Source organism: Nonomuraea sp. NPDC049758, from assembly GCF_040674635.1.
Taxonomy (GTDB): Bacteria; Actinomycetota; Actinomycetes; order Streptosporangiales; family Streptosporangiaceae; genus Nonomuraea.
Genome location: NZ_JBFAMZ010000001.1, coordinates 554572 through 573024, shown reverse-complemented (window position 1 = coordinate 573024; position 18453 = coordinate 554572). Strand labels below are relative to the sequence as shown.

General features: G+C 73.5%; 20 protein-coding genes. 17 read left to right on the top strand and 3 right to left on the bottom strand.

Features of this window, described 5'->3' with window-relative positions:
* Positions 1-34: 34 nt before the first annotated feature.
* A complete protein-coding gene (locus AB0J46_RS02710) occupies positions 35-523 on the top strand; it encodes a helix-turn-helix domain-containing protein (protein ID WP_364325466.1) in 489 nt (162 codons plus the stop codon).
* A 34-nt stretch (positions 524-557) separates the two neighbouring features.
* Here AB0J46_RS02710 and AB0J46_RS02705 read toward each other — a convergent pair whose 3' ends face one another.
* Both AB0J46_RS02705 and AB0J46_RS02700 read right to left on the bottom strand, forming a co-directional pair.
* The gene (locus AB0J46_RS02705) at positions 558-1406 is read right to left on the bottom strand and encodes an NAD(P)H-binding protein (RefSeq protein WP_364325463.1); all 849 of its coding nucleotides are present in this window, start codon (positions 1404-1406) and stop codon (positions 558-560) included.
* Complete coding sequence (locus AB0J46_RS02700; RefSeq protein ID WP_364325460.1) at positions 1403-2434, bottom strand: saccharopine dehydrogenase NADP-binding domain-containing protein; 1032 nt, start codon at positions 2432-2434, stop codon at positions 1403-1405. Before AB0J46_RS02700 ends, AB0J46_RS02705 begins: the two co-directional genes overlap by 4 nt.
* A gap of 67 nt (positions 2435-2501) precedes the next feature.
* On the opposite strand from AB0J46_RS02700, the gene AB0J46_RS02695 reads away from it, so the two are divergent.
* Positions 2502-3104 carry a TetR/AcrR family transcriptional regulator gene (locus AB0J46_RS02695; RefSeq protein WP_364325457.1) on the top strand — a complete coding sequence of 201 codons (603 nt, stop codon included), beginning with the start codon at positions 2502-2504 and terminating at the stop codon, positions 3102-3104.
* Here AB0J46_RS02695 and AB0J46_RS02690 read toward each other — a convergent pair.
* Positions 3090-3644, bottom strand: coding sequence for a hypothetical protein (locus AB0J46_RS02690; RefSeq protein ID WP_364325454.1), 555 nt, complete (start codon positions 3642-3644; stop codon positions 3090-3092). The genes AB0J46_RS02695 and AB0J46_RS02690 overlap by 15 nt on opposite strands.
* 110 nt (positions 3645-3754) lie before the next feature.
* Here AB0J46_RS02690 and AB0J46_RS02685 point away from each other — a divergent pair, with 110 nt between their 5' ends.
* The 15 genes from AB0J46_RS02685 (at position 3755) to AB0J46_RS02615 (ending at position 18447) form a co-directional block, all read left to right on the top strand.
* Positions 3755-5095: a lanthionine synthetase LanC family protein gene (locus AB0J46_RS02685; RefSeq protein ID WP_364325451.1), complete on the top strand. Its 1341-nt coding sequence runs from the start codon at positions 3755-3757 to the stop codon at positions 5093-5095.
* Between the two features lie 347 nt (positions 5096-5442).
* Complete coding sequence (locus tag AB0J46_RS02680) at positions 5443-5961, top strand: flavin reductase family protein (protein WP_364325448.1); 519 nt, start codon at positions 5443-5445, stop codon at positions 5959-5961.
* Complete coding sequence (locus AB0J46_RS02675) at positions 5958-6869, top strand: glutathione S-transferase C-terminal domain-containing protein (RefSeq protein ID WP_364325445.1); 912 nt, start codon at positions 5958-5960, stop codon at positions 6867-6869. The genes AB0J46_RS02680 and AB0J46_RS02675 overlap by 4 nt, the downstream gene beginning before the upstream one ends.
* Entirely contained in the window at positions 6866-8188 is a 1323-nt protein-coding gene (locus AB0J46_RS02670; RefSeq protein ID WP_364325442.1) for an NtaA/DmoA family FMN-dependent monooxygenase, read from the top strand. The genes AB0J46_RS02675 and AB0J46_RS02670 overlap by 4 nt, the downstream gene beginning before the upstream one ends.
* Positions 8185-9354 (top strand): LLM class flavin-dependent oxidoreductase, encoded by a 1170-nt coding sequence (locus AB0J46_RS02665; RefSeq protein WP_364325439.1) that lies wholly within the window; start codon positions 8185-8187, stop codon positions 9352-9354. Before AB0J46_RS02670 ends, AB0J46_RS02665 begins: the two co-directional genes overlap by 4 nt.
* A complete protein-coding gene (locus tag AB0J46_RS02660; RefSeq protein WP_364325436.1) occupies positions 9351-9623 on the top strand; it encodes a hypothetical protein in 273 nt (90 codons plus the stop codon). Before AB0J46_RS02665 ends, AB0J46_RS02660 begins: the two co-directional genes overlap by 4 nt.
* Positions 9620-10708: an LLM class flavin-dependent oxidoreductase gene (locus AB0J46_RS02655; protein ID WP_364325433.1), complete on the top strand. Its 1089-nt coding sequence runs from the start codon at positions 9620-9622 to the stop codon at positions 10706-10708. The genes AB0J46_RS02660 and AB0J46_RS02655 overlap by 4 nt, the downstream gene beginning before the upstream one ends.
* A gap of 111 nt (positions 10709-10819) precedes the next feature.
* The gene (locus tag AB0J46_RS02650) at positions 10820-12442 is read left to right on the top strand and encodes a TIGR04028 family ABC transporter substrate-binding protein (protein WP_364325430.1); all 1623 of its coding nucleotides are present in this window, start codon (positions 10820-10822) and stop codon (positions 12440-12442) included.
* Entirely contained in the window at positions 12439-13368 is a 930-nt protein-coding gene (locus tag AB0J46_RS02645; protein WP_364325427.1) for an ABC transporter permease, read from the top strand. The genes AB0J46_RS02650 and AB0J46_RS02645 overlap by 4 nt, the downstream gene beginning before the upstream one ends.
* Positions 13365-14153, top strand: a complete 789-nt coding sequence (locus AB0J46_RS02640; RefSeq protein ID WP_358283008.1) for an ABC transporter permease — start codon at positions 13365-13367, stop codon at positions 14151-14153. The genes AB0J46_RS02645 and AB0J46_RS02640 overlap by 4 nt, the downstream gene beginning before the upstream one ends.
* Positions 14150-15697, top strand: coding sequence for an ABC transporter ATP-binding protein (locus AB0J46_RS02635; protein ID WP_364325423.1), 1548 nt, complete (start codon positions 14150-14152; stop codon positions 15695-15697). Before AB0J46_RS02640 ends, AB0J46_RS02635 begins: the two co-directional genes overlap by 4 nt.
* The gene (locus tag AB0J46_RS02630) at positions 15694-16686 is read left to right on the top strand and encodes a putative FMN-dependent luciferase-like monooxygenase (protein ID WP_364325420.1); all 993 of its coding nucleotides are present in this window, start codon (positions 15694-15696) and stop codon (positions 16684-16686) included. The genes AB0J46_RS02635 and AB0J46_RS02630 overlap by 4 nt, the downstream gene beginning before the upstream one ends.
* A complete protein-coding gene (locus tag AB0J46_RS02625) occupies positions 16683-17267 on the top strand; it encodes a CMD domain protein (protein WP_364325417.1) in 585 nt (194 codons plus the stop codon). Before AB0J46_RS02630 ends, AB0J46_RS02625 begins: the two co-directional genes overlap by 4 nt.
* Entirely contained in the window at positions 17264-17830 is a 567-nt protein-coding gene (locus AB0J46_RS02620) for an alkylhydroperoxidase domain protein (RefSeq protein WP_364325414.1), read from the top strand. The genes AB0J46_RS02625 and AB0J46_RS02620 overlap by 4 nt, the downstream gene beginning before the upstream one ends.
* Positions 17827-18447: a VOC family protein gene (locus AB0J46_RS02615; protein WP_364325411.1), complete on the top strand. Its 621-nt coding sequence runs from the start codon at positions 17827-17829 to the stop codon at positions 18445-18447. Before AB0J46_RS02620 ends, AB0J46_RS02615 begins: the two co-directional genes overlap by 4 nt.
* Positions 18448-18453 lie beyond the last annotated feature (6 nt).

Genomic DNA, 18453 nt, shown 5'->3' with positions numbered 1-18453 from the left:
TAACCAGCAGCATTTTTGGTCACCATAAGGAGCCATGGAAGACGGAACTTCGATGTCCCTCGGTCACTGCGGGGATACCGACTACGACGTGCTGCAATGGGACCAGCGGGAGGACTGCGAGGTCAGGCAGATCCTCGACCGGATCGCCGACAAGTGGTCGCTCCAGGTGATCGCGCTGCTCGACCGGCGCAGCCTGCGCTTCACCGAGCTGCGCCGCATGATCGACGGCGTGAGCCAGCGCATGCTGACCAGGACCCTGCGTCACCTGGAGCGCGACGGCCTGGTGAGCCGTACCGTCTACCCGACCGTCCCGCCCCGCGTGGACTACGCGCTGACGCCCCTCGGCGGCACGTTGCACGCCACCATCCGCGCCTTGGTCACCTGGACCGAGGAGCACCAGGGCGAGATCGCCACGGCCCGCGCCGCCTACGACGTGCGGATGGCGGCCGAGCAGGCGGCGGCGGCCGAGGAGGAGGCCGGGCGGGAGGCCGTCGCGCGCGGCGTGCTCGCGGGCCTGCGCTGACCGACCTGGTGGAGGCGGGCCGGTCAGGACGGGATCAGCGCCGGGCGGCGGCGAACTCCCCGATGGTCACCGGACGACGCCCGCCGACGCGCTCGATGCTCTCGGTGACCCGGTAGAGCGGGTGGTCGCCGGAGCCGATGAAGCGGAAGATCGCCCACAGGTGGCTCAGGTGCTCGACGGCGTACGGGTCGCGGTACACGTCGTGCGCCCGCCGCTCCCACTCCTCGGGCGGCAGGTCCGTGTAGCGCACGCCGAGGGCGTCGGCGGCCTCGGCGGCCGTCGCCATCTGGCCGGTCACCAGGCACACCGGGTCGGCCGGCGCCGGGTCCAGCAGCAGGCCCGCGCCCACCCGCGCCACGTCGGCGGCGGCGACGAGCGGGATCAGCGTGTCCGGAGGGCCCAGCGGGAGGGCCAGCTCGCCGTACGCGTCCGCCACGACGGCCAGGTTCTCGAAGAAGACCGCCGCGCGCAGGTGCACCGCGCCCACCCCAGCCCAGTCGAAGACCTGCTCCGACAGCCAGTGGCGGCGCATGCGCGGCGTCCCGGCCTCGGGCTGGGCGTCGAGCTGGGAGACCTCGACCACCCGCTCGACCCCCTCCTCCCTGGCCGCCGCCGCGAACGCGCCGGTCGCGTCGAGCAGCCCGGCCGTCACCGGATAGGTGAAGTACGCCCGCCGCACCCCGCGCATCGCGGGCCGCACGTCCCCGATCTCGCGCAGGTCGCCGACGACGACGTCCGCGCCGAGCTTGCGCAGCTCGCCGGCGCGCTCGTCGTCGGAGTGCACGAAGGCGCGCACGGCCTGGTCGCGCTGGAGCAGCTGTTCGGCGACCTGCCTGCCGGTGCCGCCCTGGGAGCCGCCGGCCGCGCCCGTGACCAGGATCATCGTCCGCTCCTTCCCGGCAGGGTGAGCCTGAGCAGCCCGAGCGCTTCGAGGTCGCGCAGGAACGGCTCGGCGGGGAACGCCTCGGCCGGGGCGAAGACGCCGGCGCCCGGCCCGTGCCCGCCGGCCAGCCGCACGGCGGCCTCGACCGAGGCCAGCGCGCTGAGCCGCCACAGGTCGCGGCCGGTGATCCGGCCGGCCGCGCCGCCGTCCTCGGTGACGACCTGGACGGCCACGGTGAACTCCGAGCCCGCCCTGGTCTCCGGGTCGACGGCCTCGCCGGTGAAGGCGCCCTCCTCCTCGAAGGTGTGCGCGGTGAGCTGCGCCTCGACCCGGCGGGCCGGCACGTGCCTGGGCACGGTGACGACCTCCGACGACGGGATCGGCGCGATCATCGTGCGCGGTCCGAGCGGCGGCGGGAAGGGGAAGACGGCGTTGCGCGGCTCGACGTACCCGACGTGCTGGGCGCCGTCGCTGAAGGTGATGCGGCGGGTGTCGGCGAACAGCAGCTCGGCGGTCCTGCGCGCGCCGGTGGTCAGCCGCCAGCCGGACACGGCGTACGCGCTGGTCACCCGGTCGATGCCGGTCAGCCCGGCGGACACGGCCGCGGCCAGCAGGTCGCCCATGCCGCCGTAGAAGCTCATGGCCGTGATCATCGTGATGCCCGCGGCCGCTGCGGGCACGGACATGGTGTCGAACATCCACTTGGTGTGGTGCTGCTCAAGGGCGTGGTCGACGTAGTGGCAGCCGGACGCCGCCGCGGCGCGGGCCACGGGCCGGCCGGTGTCGGTGAAGGGCCCGGCGCAGTGGACCAGCACGCCGGCCTCGGCGGTGAGGGCCCGCAGGGCGTCGGCGTCGTCGAGCGGGGCCTCGTGCACGCGGGCTCCGCCGAGCTCGTCGGAGACGGCCTTGAGGCGGGCGGCGTCGCGGCCGGCCAGGATCACCTCCAGGCCGCGGGCGCGTAACTCCGCCGCCACCAGGCGTCCGGTATGACCACTTGCTCCGTAGACGGCGATGGGTTCTGCGGACACGATCGGCCTCCATGTTCCATACTTCTGGTACGCGTTTCGAACATACGTACTAGGAGTATGGAAGTCAATGAGCCGCCGTACCCAGGCAGAACGCACGGACGAGACGACGGCGCGGCTGGTGGGCGCCGCGCGCCGGCTGTTCGGCGAGAACGGCTACGCCGACACCTCGATCGACGCCGTCGCCGCCCGTGCGGGGGTGACCAAGGGGGCCGCGTACCACCATTTCGGCGGCAAGCCGGCGCTGTTCCGGGCGGCGTTCACCGGCGAGCTGGCCGAGGTCGCGGCGGCCCTGGAGCACGCCGGGGCCCAGGAGGACGACCCGCTGGCGGCGCTGCGCCGGGGCCTGCGCACCTTCCTGGAGCACTGCCTCGACCCGGGCTTCCGGCAGATCGTGCTGCTCGACGCGCCCTCGGTGCTGGGCTGGGAGACCGCCCGCGAGATCGAGTACGACCACCTGCTGCGCGTCCTGGCCGGCGGCCTGCGCCGGGCCGCCGAGGGCGGCCGGATCGAGGGCGGGAACGCGCCCGCCCGCGCGCAGCTCGTGTTCGGCGCGGTCTGCGAGGGCGGCATGCTGCTGGCCCGCTCCGCCGATCCGAACGCCGACCTGCCGCTGATCGCCGCCGAGCTGGACCGGCTGCTGTCGGCGCTGCGGCCGTCAGCGGCCGGTTGAGTGGCCGGTCCGGTGCCGGGGAGCGTGGGGCGGCGCGTGGCCCGGCGCCGCCGGAGTGGTCGCGGGGCCGGGCGAGCCGGCGGGGGACTGGGTCGCGTTCTGCTTCACGGGCACGTACACGCGCACGGCCCCGGCGTCGCGGAAGGTGAAGATCATGGGCACGGTGGCGCCGCGTACGCCGGTGACCGTGCCGAGCGGCTGCTCGCCCGCGCCCACGGGCTGGCCGGGCCGGATGTCGGCGGCGGCACCGGAGAGCTGCACCGAGCCGCCGCCGTCGACGGTGATCCGCTGGAGCTGGTCGGGCTTGTGGCCGTCGTTGATCAGCACGGCGTAGAGGGTCTGCTCGGAGGCGGGCGAGGACGGGGTGGCCGCCTGGCCGGGAGCGGCCCGGAGGTAGGCGTTGCGCACGTGTATGACGCCCTTGGCGTCGGCGTTCGCGCCCTCGTTCTGCGGCAGGTGCTGCCCTGTGTCGTATCCGGTGTTCGTGCAGCCCGTGACGCCCAGGGCCAGGATCGCGGCACAGATGATGGGACGCTTCACGACGCCCTCCCCGTTCGATACTCGACGTCACCGTTCCGTTACCCGCGATGATGGAGGCGAACCCTTGAGAAAAGGCCGATTTTCCTACCGGAAGTGTGGGAGAATGGAGTATGGGCTTGGACCGGACCCGCTCGCCGAGTGAGCGCGCCGAGACTCCGCTGACCGCCGCGATCATGGCGGGCCGCTGGATCCGCACCGCCGCCGTCGACGACGGCAGGGGCCGCCACTGGCGCGCCAACCCCGACCCCCGTGGCAGGTCGGCCGCCGCCGGCGACTCCGCCTCCCTGTACGCGGGCGCGGCCGGCATCGTGCTGTTCTTCCTGGAACTGGCCGCCGCGACCGGCCACGAGGCGTACCTGGACGACGCCCGCAGAGGCGCCCGCTACCTGGCCGCCACCTGGCGCGAACGCGCCGACCTGACCCTCTACCACGGCCTGACCGGCACGCTCGTCGCGCTGATCGAGGCCGGCTGGGCCTTCGGCGACGGCGTCTTCGAGGAGGAGGCCGTCGCGGTGGCCGACACGATCGTCCGCGCCGCCCGCCCGCTGGACGGCGGCCTCGGCTGGACGCGCGAGCCCGCCCAGCGCGGCGACGGCGGGATCGTGCTCGGGCTGCTCCAGGCCGCCGCCGCGCTCGGCGTGCGCGGCTACGAGGAGACGGCGGTGGCGGCGGGCGAGCGCATCGCCGGGCTCGCCGTGCCCGGCCATCGTTTCGGCGACTGCGCCGACCTGCCGCTCGACGCCGTCACCCCGGGCTTCCTGTCCGGCACGGCGGGCACCGCCTTCCTGCTGGCCAGGCTCCACGGCGTCACGGGCGAGCGGCGTTTCCTGGAGGCGGCCGCCCGTGGCGCGGGCTTCGTGCGCGAGGTGAGCGCGGTGGCGGGCAGGTGCGCCGTCGTCCCGCACCACGTGCCGCAGGGGCGCGACCTGCACTACCTGGGCTTCTGCTCGGGCTCGGCGGGCGTGGCCCGGATGTTCTACGAGCTGTACCGGGTCACCGGCGACCCCGGCCACCTCGACTGGGTCGAACGGCTGGCGCACGGCGTCGTCGAGAGCGGCGCCCCCCTCCGGCAGACCGACGGCTTCTGGAACGTGGCCTGCCAGTGTTGCGGCGCGGCCGGGCTGCTCGAACTGTTCGTCGGCCTGTGGGCGGCGACCGGCGACGAGGCCCGCCTCGCGCAGGCCCAGGTGCTCGCCGGGCACCTCATCGGGCGCGGCGACAACCATGACGGCCAGGGGTTCCGCTGGTACCAGGCGTACCGGCGGCTGCGGCCGGGCGAGGTGAGCGCGGACACCGGATACATGGTCGGCGCGGCCGGCATCGGGGCCGCCCTGCTCCACCTCGACGCCGCCATGCAGCCCCGGCAGGCGCGCCGGGTCATCCTGCTGCCGGACAACCCCTTCCCGGCGATCCCGGTGCCACCCGCCAAACTTCGCGATTCATCCCAATGAGGTATTCCCTTTAAAACCAGTAGGGAATATTGACTTGAGGCTCGCGGCGGCCTAGCGTCGTTGGCATGAGCCAGGGCACTCTCCTGACCAGGCGCCCGCACGTGGACTTCGGCCACGTCGCCAGCGCCCAGTGTCGTTGATCACGGACCAGCAGCCGCCCGCCTTCCCCTGAGCGCTCCAGCGTGGCCGACGCCGTCCACGCCTCCGCTGACGAACCCTTACGTGCCCCCTTCCCGGCGCTCCCGGCCCGGCCGCCGGGAGCGGCGTGAGCACGCCCTCTCTCCCGTGAGGAGCCTTTCCGTGATCGCAATCAGACCCGTCCGCCCGTACCGAGCGGAGGCCGGCGCATGACCGACACCCTGCCCGACCAGCAGACCGTCGGCGCCGACGTGTTCCGCCAGGCGCTCGCCGTGCACGCCAGCGGAGTGGTGGTGATCACCGCGCAGAGCGAGGGCATCCCCGTGGGGCTCACCGCCACCTCGTTCTCCTCGGTCAGCCTCGACCCGCCGCTCGTCTCCTTCTACGTGGACCAGTCCTCCACCACCTGGCCGTGGTTGCGGGGGGCCGACCACTTCGCGGTCAACATCCTGGCCAGCGACCAGGCCGAGCTGGCGGCGCGGTTCGCGCGCAAGGGGGTGGACAGGTTCGCCGCGCCCACGCGGTGGCGGGCGGGGCCGCTCGGCGCGCCGCTGCTCCAGGACGTCTCCGCCCACCTGATCTGCCTGCCGTACGAGACCGTCGAGGTCGGCGACCACGTGCTGGTCGTCGGCCTGGTGGCCGAGGCGGCCACGCACAACGCCGGCCGCCCGCTGCTCTACCACCAGGGCCGGTTCGGCCGCTTCCTACCCCACCAGGAGAACCTGTGACCGCCACCACCGGCACGCCGGTCTACGCCGGCCCGCTCGACCGGATCGCCTACGGCCGCTACGGCCCCGGCCGCCTGCACCTGTCGGCCGGCTGGGACCGCCCGGTCTACCCCTTCCAGGACCGCGTCACCGCCGACGGGACCAGCGGCTACCGCGCCGAGCCCGGCCGCTACCACCTCTACGTGGCCTGGACCTGCCCCTACGCCCAGCGCGTCGCGATCGTCCGCAAGCTCAAGCGCCTGGAGGACGTCGTCTCGCTGTCGTACGTGGACGACGAGCGCGACGGCCGGGGCTGGGCCTTCAGGGAGCGCAGGGGCCCGGACCCGGTCAACGGGTTCGCCTTCCTGGAGCAGGCCTACGACGCCACCGAGAAGGGCTACCCGGGCCACATCTCGGTGCCCGTGCTCTGGGACAGGGCGCGGCGCAGGATCGTCAGCAACAACTTCCCCGACATCACGATCGACCTGGCCACCCAGTTCGAGAAGTGGGCCGACACCTCGGTCGACCTCTACCCCGAGCACCTGCGCGCCGAGATCGACAAGCTGAACGCGTGGATCTACCACGACGTCAACACCGGCGTCACCCGGGTGGCCCCCGCCGGCACCGAGGCCGCCCGCGAGGACGAGCGCCACCGCGTCGTCTCGGCCCTGGAACGCCTGGACGAACGCCTGGCCGAGCGGCGTTTCCTGACCGGCGACACGATCACCGAGGCGGACGTGCGGCTGTGGGTGACGCTGGCCAGGTTCGACGCGCTGCACAACCGCGAGCACCTCATCAGCGAGCGCGAGCTGCCCGACTTCGAGCACCTCTGGGGCTACGCCCGCGACCTCTACCAGCGCCCGGCGTTCGGCGAGACCATCGAGGGCCTGCCCGCCGCCTGGGACACGCCGCACGGGCGGGGCCGGTGACGGGCAAGAGGCAGGTGCACCTCGCCGCGCACTTCCCCGGCGTGAACAACACCACCGTGTGGGCCGACCCCCGGTCGGGGAGCCAGATCGACTTCGCCTCGTTCGTCCACCTCGCCAGGACGGCCGAGCGCGGCACGTTCGACTTCTTCTTCCTGGCCGAGGGGCTGCGGCTGCGCGAGCTCAAGGGCCGCATCCACGACCTGGACGTGGTCGGCAGGCCCGAGGCGCTGACCGTGCTCAGCGCCCTGGCCGCGGTGACCTCGCGGCTCGGGCTCGCGGGCACGGTCAACGCCACCTTCAACGAGCCGTACGAGCTGGCCAGGCGGCTGTCCACGCTCGACCACCTGAGCGAGGGCCGGGCCGCCTGGAACGTGGTGACCACCTCCGACGCCTTCACCGGCGAGAACTTCCGCCGCGGCGGCTTCCTCGACCCCGCCGACCGGTACCGGCGGGCCGAGGAGTTCGTCCGGCTGTCGCGCGAGTTGTGGAACTCCTGGCAGCCGGACGCCGTGCTCGCCGACCAGGGCGCGGGCCGCTTCCTGCGGGAGGGCGCGATCGGCACGGTCAGCCACCGGGGCAGGCACTTCACCGTCGAGGGCCGGTTCACGCTGCCGCGCTCCCCGCAGGGACACCCGGTGATCATCCAGGCCGGCGACTCGGACGACGGCCGCGAGTTCGCCGCCGCCCACGCCGACGTGGTCTTCACCCCGCACGCCAGGCTGGAGGACGGCAGGCGCTTCTCCGCCGACGTCAAGGGCCGCCTGGCCCGGTACGGCCGGGAGCCGCACCAGCTCAAGATCATGCCCGGCGTGACGTTCGCCCTGGGCGACACCGACGAGGAGGCCGCCGAGAACGCGGCCAGGATCCGGCGGCAGCAGGTCGGGCCGCAGACCGCGATCGCCTTCCTGGAGCAGGTGTGGGGACGGGACATGTCGGCCTTCGACCCCGATGGACCGTTCCCCGACGTCGAGCCGGACCTGTCCCAAGGCGTCTCCCAGGGACGCGTGCCGATCAAGGACCGCGCCGAGGTGGCGGCCAAATGGCGGGCGCTGGCCGAGGAGAAGGGGCTGAGCATCCGCGAGCTGGTGATCGAGGTCACCGGACGGCAGACGTTCGTCGGCACCCCCGAGGGCGTGGCCCGGCAGATGGACGAGCACGTGCAGGCCGGCGCGGCCGACGGCTTCATCCTCGTCCCGCACCTGACCCCCGGCGGGCTGGACGAGTTCGTCGACCGGGTGGTGCCGGCGCTGCGCGAACGCGGCGTCTTCCGCACGGAGTACACCGGGACCACCCTGCGCGAGCACCTGGAGCTGTCATGACGCTGCACCTGGCCGTGGCCCTGGACGGCGCCGGCTGGCACCCCGCCGCCTGGCGCGCGGCCCCCGGCACGCGGCTCTTCTCGGCCGGTCACTGGGCGGGGCTGGTCGCCGAGGCCGAGCGCGGGCTGCTCGACTTCGTCACCATCGAGGACGCCCTGGGCCTGCAGTCCACCCGGCCCGACGGCCCCGACGACCGCACCGACCAGGTACGCGGCCGGTTCGACGCGGTACTGCTCGCGGCCCGGCTGGCGCCGCTGACCACCCGGATCGGCCTGGTGCCGACGGCCACCACCACGCACACCGAGCCGTTCCACGTGGCCATCGGCATCGCCACCCTCGACCACGTCAGCGGCGGCCGGGCGGGCTGGCGGCCGCAGGTCTCGCCGCGGGCGAGCGAGGCGGCCCACTTCGGCCGCCGCCGGTTCGCCCCGCTCGACCAGGTGCTGAACCGGCCCGGCGGGGTGGACCTGTCGGCAGACCCGCACGTCCGCGCCCTGTTCGCCGAGGCCGCCGACGCCGTGGAGGTGGCCCGGCGGCTCTGGGACAGCTGGGAGGACGACGCCGAGATCAGGGACGTGGCCACCGGCCGGTTCGTCGACCGCGGCAGACTCCACCACATCGACTTCGAGGGCGGGTTCTTCTCGGTGCGGGGGCCGTCCATCACGCCCAGGTCGCCGCAGGGGCAGCCGGTGGTGGCCGCGCTGGCCCACGCGCGGCTGCCGTACGAGTTCGCGGCGGGCGGCGCGGACGTCGTCTTCGTCACGCCGCGCTCGGCCGAGCACGCGCGGGAGATCGTCGAGGAGGTCCGGGGGCTCTCCGGCGACCTGCGGATCTTCGCCGACCTGCTCGTCTTCCTGGGCCCGGACGCGGCCCGGCGCAAGGCACGGCTCGACGAGCTGGACGGGGCCGAACTGACCTCCGACGCGGCGATCTTCACGGGCGACGCGGGGGAGCTGGCCGGCCTGTTGCTGGAGTGGCGGCGGGCCGGGATCGAGGGCTTCCGGCTGCGGCCGGGGGCGCTGCCGTACGACCTGGAGCGGATCAGCCGGGAGCTGACGGCCGAGCTGCGCCGGCGCGGGGCCTTCAGGAGCGGGTACGAGGCCCGGACGTTACGCGAGCTGCTCGGCCTGCCGCGCCCGGCGAGCAGGTACGCGGAGGTGTCATGAAATTTCTGGGCATCACATTGATCGTCCACAGCGACGGCGAGGATGCCGTCGAGCGCGGCTCGATCCTGGTCGGCAGTCCGCAGCAGATCATCGACAAGGTGCTGCGCTACCACAAGCGGTTCGGGCACGAGGTCATGCACCTGCCCGCCGACGCCGACGGCCTGACGCCGGGGCAGCACCGGGAGACGCTGGAGCTGTTCCAGGCCGAGATCGCGCCGGCGCTGCGCGCGGAGATCCCCAGCCGCCCGTTCCCGGGGAGCGCGTCATGAGCCTGTCCGTCCTCGACCTGGCCCCCATCAGCTCGGGCGGCACCGCGGGCCAGGCGTTACGCGACACGATCGAGCTCGCCCGGCGCGCGGAGGAGTTCGGCTACGCCCGCTACTGGCTGGCCGAGCACCACTTCGCCCCGGGCGTGGCCGGCTCGGCCCCCGCCGTGCTGATCGGCCTGGTGGCGGCGGCCACCGCGACGATCAGGGTCGGCTCGGGAGCCGTGCAGCTCGGCCACCGGACGCCGGTGTCCGTGGTCGAGGAGTTCGGGATCATCGACGCGCTGCATCCGGGCCGGCTCGACCTGGGCATCGGGCGCTCGGGGCGGCGCGGGGCCGAGCCGGCTCCCGCACGTCCGGCGAGCACGGAGGCCAGGGTGGTGGACGGGCTGCTCGTCCCGCCGCCCTTCGACTGGTCGCGGCTGGCCAGGATCCCCCGCCTGGCCTTCCAGACGAGCCTGCTCCAGCAGCCCGGAGCGGTGACGCCCGACTTCGCCGACCAGGTCGACGAGGTGCTGGCCCTGCTCGGCGGGACCCACGAGGCGCACGTGACGCCCGGCGAGGGGGCCGACGTCCAGGTGTGGATCCTGGGCAGCAGCGGCGGGCAGAGCGCCCGGGTCGCGGGGGAGCGCGGATTGCCTTTCGCGGCCAACTACCACGTCAGCCCGTCGAGCGTGCTGGAGGCCGTTGCGGCGTACCGCGAGGCGTTCAAACCGTCGGACGAGCTGGCCGAGCCGTACGTGATCGTGTCGGCCGACGCGGTGGTGGCCGAGGACGAGGCCAGGGCGCGTGAGCTGGCCTCGCCGTACGGGTTGTGGGTGCGCAGCATCAGGACGGGGGCGGGCGCGATGCCGTACCCGACGCCACGGGAGGCGGCCCGGCACGTCTGGACCGAGGCCGACCGCGCGCTGGTCAAGGACCGGATCGACACCCGGTTCGTCGGCACGCCGCGGGCCGTGGCCGAGGGGCTGCGCGTGCTGCGCCGGGTCACCGGGGCCGACGAGCTGCTGGTCACCACCATCACCCACGACCCCGCCGACCGCGTGCGCTCCTACGAACTGCTCGCCGAGGCCTGGGCGCGTCCGTGACCCGGCGACGCCTCTGACGCCGCGACCGAAGCCTTTGGTGGCTTCGGTCGCGCGTTTGCTGTAGCCTTTTCCTACTTTTTAGGTATGTTTTGTCTGAAAGGCAGTACCCCCATGTCCTCATCCAGCCTGCGCACCGCAGCCGTCATGCTCGCCGTCGTTGGGCTCCTCGGCGCCTGTGGCGGCCAAGGGGGTGCTGCCGGCGCGGCGCCGTCCAGCGGTCAGCCGGTCTACGGCGGCACGCTGACCTACCTGGAGCACCAGCCGCCCACCTGCCTCTACCTGCCGGCCGCCGGCTTCTATCCCAACGGCGGCATCCTCAACCAGATCACCGACAAGCTGACCTGGCAGAACCCGCAGACCCTGGAGATCGAGCCCTGGATCGCCACCAAGTGGGAGGTGAACGACGACGCCACCGAGTACACCTTCCACCTGCGCCAGGGCGTGACCTTCAGCGACGGCAGCCCGCTCGACGCCGCCGCCGTCGCCGCCGACTTCGACGTGTACGGCCTCGGGAACACCGAGCTCAAGCTGCCGGTCGCCGAGTTCGTCAACAACTACGAGCGCAGCGAGGTGGTCGACCCGCTGACCGTGAAGTTCCACTTCAAGAAGCCCTCTCCCGGCTTCCTCCAGGGCACCTCGGTCATCGGGGCCGGGCTGGTGTCGAAGAAGACGATCTCGCTGCCGTACGAGCAGCAGTGCCAGCTGAAGAACATCGTCGGCTCGGGCCCCTTCACGCTGAAGAAGCAGATCGTCGACAAGGAGGTGGACCTGGCCGCCCGCAAGGACTACGACTGGGCGCCGCCGTCGTCGAAGCACCAGGGGCGGGCGTACCTGGACGAGATCAAGATCATCGTGACGCCCGAGGACAACGTCCGGGTCGGCGCGCTGACCTCCGGCCAGGCCGACTTCGTGCGCTACGTCCAGGCGTACGACGAGAAGACCGTCAAGGACGCCGGCTTCCAGATCTACGCCGAGCCGACCAGGGGCGTGAACAACGGCCTGTACCTGCGGCCGTCCAACAGCATCCTGAAGGACCTCGACGTGCGCAAGGCGCTGCAGGCGGGCACCGACGTCAAGGAGGTCGTGGACACCCTGTTCACCGCGAGCTACCCGCGGGCCACCTCCGTGCTCAGCCACCTCGCCCAGGGCTACCTCGACCTGTCCAAGGACCTGGCCTACGACCCCGCCAAGGCAAACCAGCTGCTCGACAGAGCCGGCTGGACCAGGGGCGCAGACGGCGTGCGCGAGAAGGACGGCGTCAAGCTGCGGCTGGGCGTCTTCGTCGCCGGCCCGCAGCCGCTGTCCAAGCAGACGCTCGAACTCGTCGGCCAGCAGTGGGCCAAGCTCGGCGTGCAGCTGGAGATCCGCCCCGCCGACGCCGGCACCCAGGCCGTGGACATCAAGGACGCCGAGAAGACCGCCGTCGCGCACAGCATGGTCGGCCGCGCCGACCAGGACGTCATCAAGAGCCACTTCCACAGCCAGAACCGCGACGTCATCCTGTCCAAGGACAAGAAGCTCGACACCCTGCTGGAGGAGGAGTCCGCCGAGCCCGACAACGCCAAGCGCAACGCCAAGGTCGGCGAGATCCAGCGGTACGTGATCGACCAGGGCTACGCCATCCCCCTGTTCGAGGAGCCCCAGGTGTACGGCGGCGCGCCGTACGTCAAGGGCGTGGCCTTCGAGGCGGTCGCGCGGCCATGGTTCTACTCGGCGTGGAAGGCCCAGCAATGACCAGGTATCTCCTGACGCGGGCCGGGCAGGCGGTGCTCGTGCTGTGGGCCGCCTTCACCGCGAGCTACGTGCTGCTGCAACTGCTGCCCGGCGACTCGATCCTGATCAAGTTCCAGAACCCCGAGCTCGGCCTGTCGCCGCAGCAGATCGCCGACATCCGGGCGTACTACAGCGGTGGCTCGCCGGTCGGCGAGTACCTGCGCACCCTGACCGGCTTCCTCACCGGCGGCTTCGGCTACTCGATCGACACCGGCACCCCGGTGGTCGAGCGCCTGGGCGAGGCGTTGCCCGAGACGGCCCGGCTGGCCTCGGCGGCGTTCGCGCTGGCGGTGCTGCTCGCCGTGGTGATCGCGTTCGTGGCGAGCTACAGCAGGACGTCGTGGCTGCGCGGGGCGCTGCTGTCGGTGCCGTCGCTGTTCATCTCGGTCCCGGCGTTCTGGCTGGGGATCCTGCTGATCCAGGTCTTCTCCTTCCGGCTGCGGCTGGTGCCGGTCATCGGGGGCGGCGAGCTGCAGCAGCTCGTCCTGCCGGTGCTGACGCTGGCCGTGCCGATCTCGGCGCCCATCGCCCAGGTGCTGGCGCGCGGCATCGACCAGGTGTACGCGCAGCCGTTCGTGCCGGTGATCGCGGCCAAGGGCGCCACCCGCTGGTGGATCCTGTGGCGGCACGTGGCGCGCAACGCCGTCCTGCCGACGCTGACCGTGGCGGGCCTGACGTTCGGCGAGCTGATCGCGGGCTCGGTCGTGACGGAGACCGTCTTCGGCCGCAACGGCATCGGGCGGCTCACCGAGCAGGCCGTGACCGCCCAGGACACGCCGGTGATGCTGGCCGTGGTGGTGCTCGCCGCGGCGGTGTTCGTCCTGGTCAACTTGGTGGTGGACGTGTTGTTCCCGGTGCTCGACCCGCGGCTGAAGGCGGCGTCGTGAGGGCGGGCCTGATCCTGGCCTGGACGGTGATCGCCGTGGCGCTGCTGTGGGCGGTCGTCCCGGGGCTGTTCACCGGGTACGACCCGATCGCCGGCGTGCCGGTCGAGAAGCTCCAGGCGCCGAGCGGGCAGCACCTGTTCGGCACCGACGCCGTCGGCCGGGACGTGTTCGCGCGGGTGGTGCACGGGGCCGTGCACTCGCTGTCGGGGGCGTTCGTCGCCGTCGCGGTCGGCCTGCTGCTCGGCACGCTGCTCGGGCTGCTGGCCGGCTCGCTCGGCGGGGTGCCCGACGCCGCCGTCATGCGGGTCGTGGACGTGCTGCTGTCGGTCCCCGGCCTGCTCCTCGCCCTGGTCGTGATCATCCTGCTCGGCCCGGGGACGGTGAACGTGGCCGTCGCGGTCGGCGTCGGCTCGGTGGCCGCGTTCGCCCGGCTGTCGCGGTCGGAGGTCGTCCGGGTGCGCCGCACCGACTACGTCGAGGCCGCGTTCGGCAGCGGCGGCCGGTTCACCGCCGTGTTGTGGCGGCACGTGCTGCCCAACTCGCTCGGCCCCGTCGTCGCGCTGGCCGCCCTGCAGTTCGGCGTGGCCATCCTGGCCATCTCGACGCTCGGCTTCCTCGGCTACGGCGCCGAGCCGCCGACCCCCGAGTGGGGGCTGCTCATCGCCGAGGGCCGCAACTACCTGGCCACGTCCTGGTGGCTGACCACGCTGCCCGGGGCCGTGGTGGTCGCGGTCGTGCTCGCCGCCGGCCGGATCAGCCGGTCCATCGCCAAGGAGTCCTCGTGAGCCTGCTCGACGTCCGCGACCTCGCGGTCTCCTACGACGGCCGCCCGGCGGTCCACGGCGTCTCCTTCGCCGTCGAGCCGGGCGAGGTGGTCGCGGTCGTCGGCGAGTCGGGGTCCGGCAAGACCACGACCGCGCACTCGATCATCGGCCTGCTGCCGCGCAACGCCTCGCTCGACCGCGGCAGCGTCCTGCTGGGCGAGAACGACCTGGCGAGCTGGTCGCCGCGGCGGATGGAGTCCGTCCGGGGGGCCCAGATCGGGCTGGTCCCGCAGGACCCGTCCAACTCGCTCGACCCGGTCAAGACGGTCGGGGCGCAGATCGCCGAGGTGCTGCGCATCCACAAGCGCGGCGACCGGGCCGCCGTCCGGCGCCGGGTCGTCGAACTGCTCACCCGCGTCGGCCTGCCCGACCCCGAGACGCGGGCCCGCCAGTACCCGCACGAGCTGTCCGGCGGCATGCGCCAGCGCGTGCTGATCGCCATCGCCGTCGCGCTCGAACCCCGGCTGATCATCGCCGACGAGCCCACCAGCGCCCTGGACGTCACCGTGCAGCGGCGCATCCTGGACCTCATCGACGACCTGCGCGCCGAGTTCGGCACCGCCGTGCTGCTGGTCACCCACGACCTCGGCGTGGCCGCCGGCCGCTCGGACCGGCTGGTCGTCATGAAGGACGGCCGCGTCGAGGAACAGGGCCCGACCAGGGCGATCCTGGCGGCGCCCGCCGCCGACTACACCCGCAGGCTGCTGCACGACGCCCCCGCGCTGTCGGCCCGCCCCTTCCGCGAGCCGGTGGCCGCCGAGCCCGCGATCGTGGTGCGCGACCTGGTCAAGGAGTTCCGGTCGGGGCGGCGGCCCTTCCGGGCCGTGGACGGCGTCTCGTTCGAGGTGCCGCGCGGCACCACGCACGCGCTCGTCGGGGAGTCGGGGTCCGGCAAGACCACCACCGCGCGCATGGTGGTGCGCTTCGCCGAGCCCACGTCGGGCACGGTCACCGTCGCCGGGGCGCCCGACGGCCGCGGCTTCCGCCGGCACGTCCAGCTCGTGCACCAGAACCCGTACGGGTCGCTGGACCCGCGGCAATCGGTCGCCGACATCGTGGAGGAGCCGTTGCGCAACTTCCGGCTCGGCGACCGCGCCGCCCGCCGGGCCCGCGTCGCGGAGCTCCTCGACCGGGTGGCGCTGCCCGCGGACGTGTCGTCGCGCCGGCCGCGCGAGCTGTCGGGCGGGCAGCGGCAGCGGGTGGCCATCGCCCGCGCGCTGGCCGCCGGCCCGGAGGTGCTGGTGCTCGACGAGGCCGTCTCGGCGCTCGACGTCACCGTCCAGGCGCAGATCCTCGACCTGCTCGGACAGCTCCAGCGCGACCTCGGCCTGACCTACCTCTTCATCTCGCACGACCTGGCGGTGGTGCGGCAGATCTCGCACACCGTCTCCGTCATGAACAAAGGACGCATCGTGGAATCAGGATCCACCCGGCGGGTCTTCACCGACCCGGCCGACGACTACACCCGCGAGCTGCTCGCCGCCATCCCGGAGCCGGTGCGATGAGGCTCGGCTTCTTCACCCGGGTCCTGGACGAGGCGCCCCCGGCGGAGCGCTACCGGCTGGCCGCCGAGCAGATCGCGCACGCCGAGTCGCTCGGGTTCGACACCGCCTGGGTGGCCCAGCACCACTTCGACGGCGAGGAGGGCGGGCTACCCGCGCCGCTGGTGTTCCTCGCCCACGTGGCGGCCCGTACCAGCCGCATCCGGCTCGGCACCGGCATCATCACGCTGCCGCTGGAGCACCCGGTGCGGGTGGCCGAGGACGCCGCCGTGCTCGACCTGCTCACCGGCGGGCGGCTGGAGATCGGGGTGGGCAGCGGCGGGACGCCGTCGTCGTTCGGGCCGTTCGGGCACGACAGCGGCGACCGCGCCGCCCTGTACGCCGAGCACCTGTCGATCCTGCTCAGGGCCTGGTCGGGGGAGGACCTGGGCGGCGGCAACCGGCTCTACCCGCCCGCGCCCCGGCTGCCCGGCGCGATCTGGGAGGCGACGTTCTCGGCCGCCGGAGGAGCGCGCGCCGGCCGCGCGGGCAACGGGCTCATGCTCTCGCGCACGCAGCCCCGGCCGGCCGACGACCCCCAGGCGACGCTGGCCGACCTGCAACGGCCGATCGTGGACGCCTACTACGAGAACCTGCCCGCGGGCGTCGTCCCGCGCATCGTGGCCTCGCGGACCGCGTTCGTGGCCGACAGCCGGGCCGAGGCGCTGCGCTGGGCCGAGCGGGGGCTCGGGCGCGGCCGGCTGCCGTGGGAGCTGCCCGGCGGCGACCTCGACAGCCGCATCGCCGCCTTCGACGTGCACGTGGGCACCCCGCAGGACGTCATCGACAGCCTGCGTGCCGATCCGACCCTCGAACGGGTCACCGACCTGGTCTTCCAGGTGCACTCGGTGGACCCGCCGCACCCGCTGGTCCTGCGTTCGACCGAGTTGCTGGCGACCGAGGTCGCTCCCGCGCTCGGCTGGCTCCCCTCCACCGAAATGAGCTCCACATGATCAACGACGTCATCGACCACCTGGCCGGGATAAGACCGGGCTCCCGCCTCGACAAGCTGCGCGACCTGCGGCCCGCCGCCCGCGAGCACGCCCAGCGCGGCTTCGACGCGCTCTTCACCCCCGACGAGGAGGGCGAGGTCACCCTCGTCGAACGCGACGCCGTCGCGGCCTTCGTGGCCGGGCTGCACCGGGACGCCGTCGTCGCCGGCTTCTACGCCGACCGGCTCGCCGAGCTGGCCCCCGGCCTGCTGAAGGCCGTCGAGACCGAGGTCGAGGCGGGCGCCACCACCGGCCCGTACGGCGTCTACCCCGCACCGCTGGCCGCCGAGAGCGACGAGGGCCTGCGCTACCGGGTCCGCAACCCGGACGAGCTGGGCGTCCGGCTCACCGCCGCGTTCGAGCACGCGCACCTGCTGGTGTTCCGGCCCCGCGAGGCCGGCGAGCAGGCCCTGGAGGCGCTGGCCGCGGCCGGCTGGAGCCCGACGGGCGTGGTGACGTTGTCGCAGCTCGTCGCCTTCCTCGCCTTCCAGGTCCGGGTGGTCGGCGGCCTGCGGCTGCTCAACGCGGAGGTGGCGGCGTGAGCACCGGCTTCACCCAGGAACAGCTCGGCTGGCGGCCCTGGCTGCCGCCGCTCGCGCCGGAGGAGCTGACCGAGGCCCACTACGAGGCGCTGGTGGACCGGGCGCGGGCGTCGTCGCCGTACTTCCTGCTGCTGGCCCGCGACCCCGAGATCCTGCACGCGCGCACCAAGACCGACAACGACATCTTCTACAACGCCGACGGCGGGCTGCCGCGCGCCGAGCGCGAGCTGGCCGCGACCGCGACCTCGCGGCGCAACGGCTGCGTGTTCTGCGCGTCGGTGCACGCCCGCTTCGCCGCCCACCACTCCAAGCGCCCGAAGGACGTGCAGCGCCTGCTCGACGAGGGGGTGGACGCGCCGCAGGACGGCACCTGGCGGGCGGTCGTCGACGCCTCGGTCGCGCTGGCCGCCACGCCCGTGGAGTTCGGGCCCGAGCACATCGCGGCGCTGCGCGCGGCCGGGCTGGACGACCTGGCGATCAGCGACACCATCCACGCCGCCGCCTTCTTCAACTGGGCGAACCGGCTCATGCTCTCACTCGGCGAACCGGAGGACCACCGATGACCGACCGTCACCTCGACCACCTCGTCTATGCCGTTCCCGACCTGCTCGCGGGGGTCGAGGACTTCGCCGCGCGCACCGGCGTGCGGCCCGTCCGGGGCGGCAGCCATCCCGGGGGCACCGCGAACTACCTGGTGCGCTTCGGGCCGACCGCGTACCTGGAGATCATCGGGCCGGACCCGGAGTCGGAGGTGCGGCCGCGGGCGTTCGGGCTGGCGACGCTGACCGAGCCGCGCCTGGCCGCCTGGGCCGTGCATCCGCAGGACCTGGACAAGACCGTGGAGCTGGCCCGCGAGCGCGGCTACGACCCCGGTGACGTGCAGCCGCTGTCCCGTCGCACCCCGTCCGGCGAGCTGCTGGAGTGGCGGCTCACCCGGCGCGAGGACCCTGCCGCGATCCGTGCGGTGCCCTTCCTCATCGACTGGGGGACGACCACCCACCCGGCCGCCACGGACCTGCCGCGGCTCGGCCTGGTGTCCTTCGCTGCCGTCCATCCCGACCCCGGCGCGCTCCGCCGCGACCTGGCCGCCCTCGACGTGACGCTCGACGTCACCGAGGGGCCGGAGCCCGGCCTGCGGGCCGTCGTCGACACCCCGCTCGGCCACGTGACCCTGAGCTGAACCCCG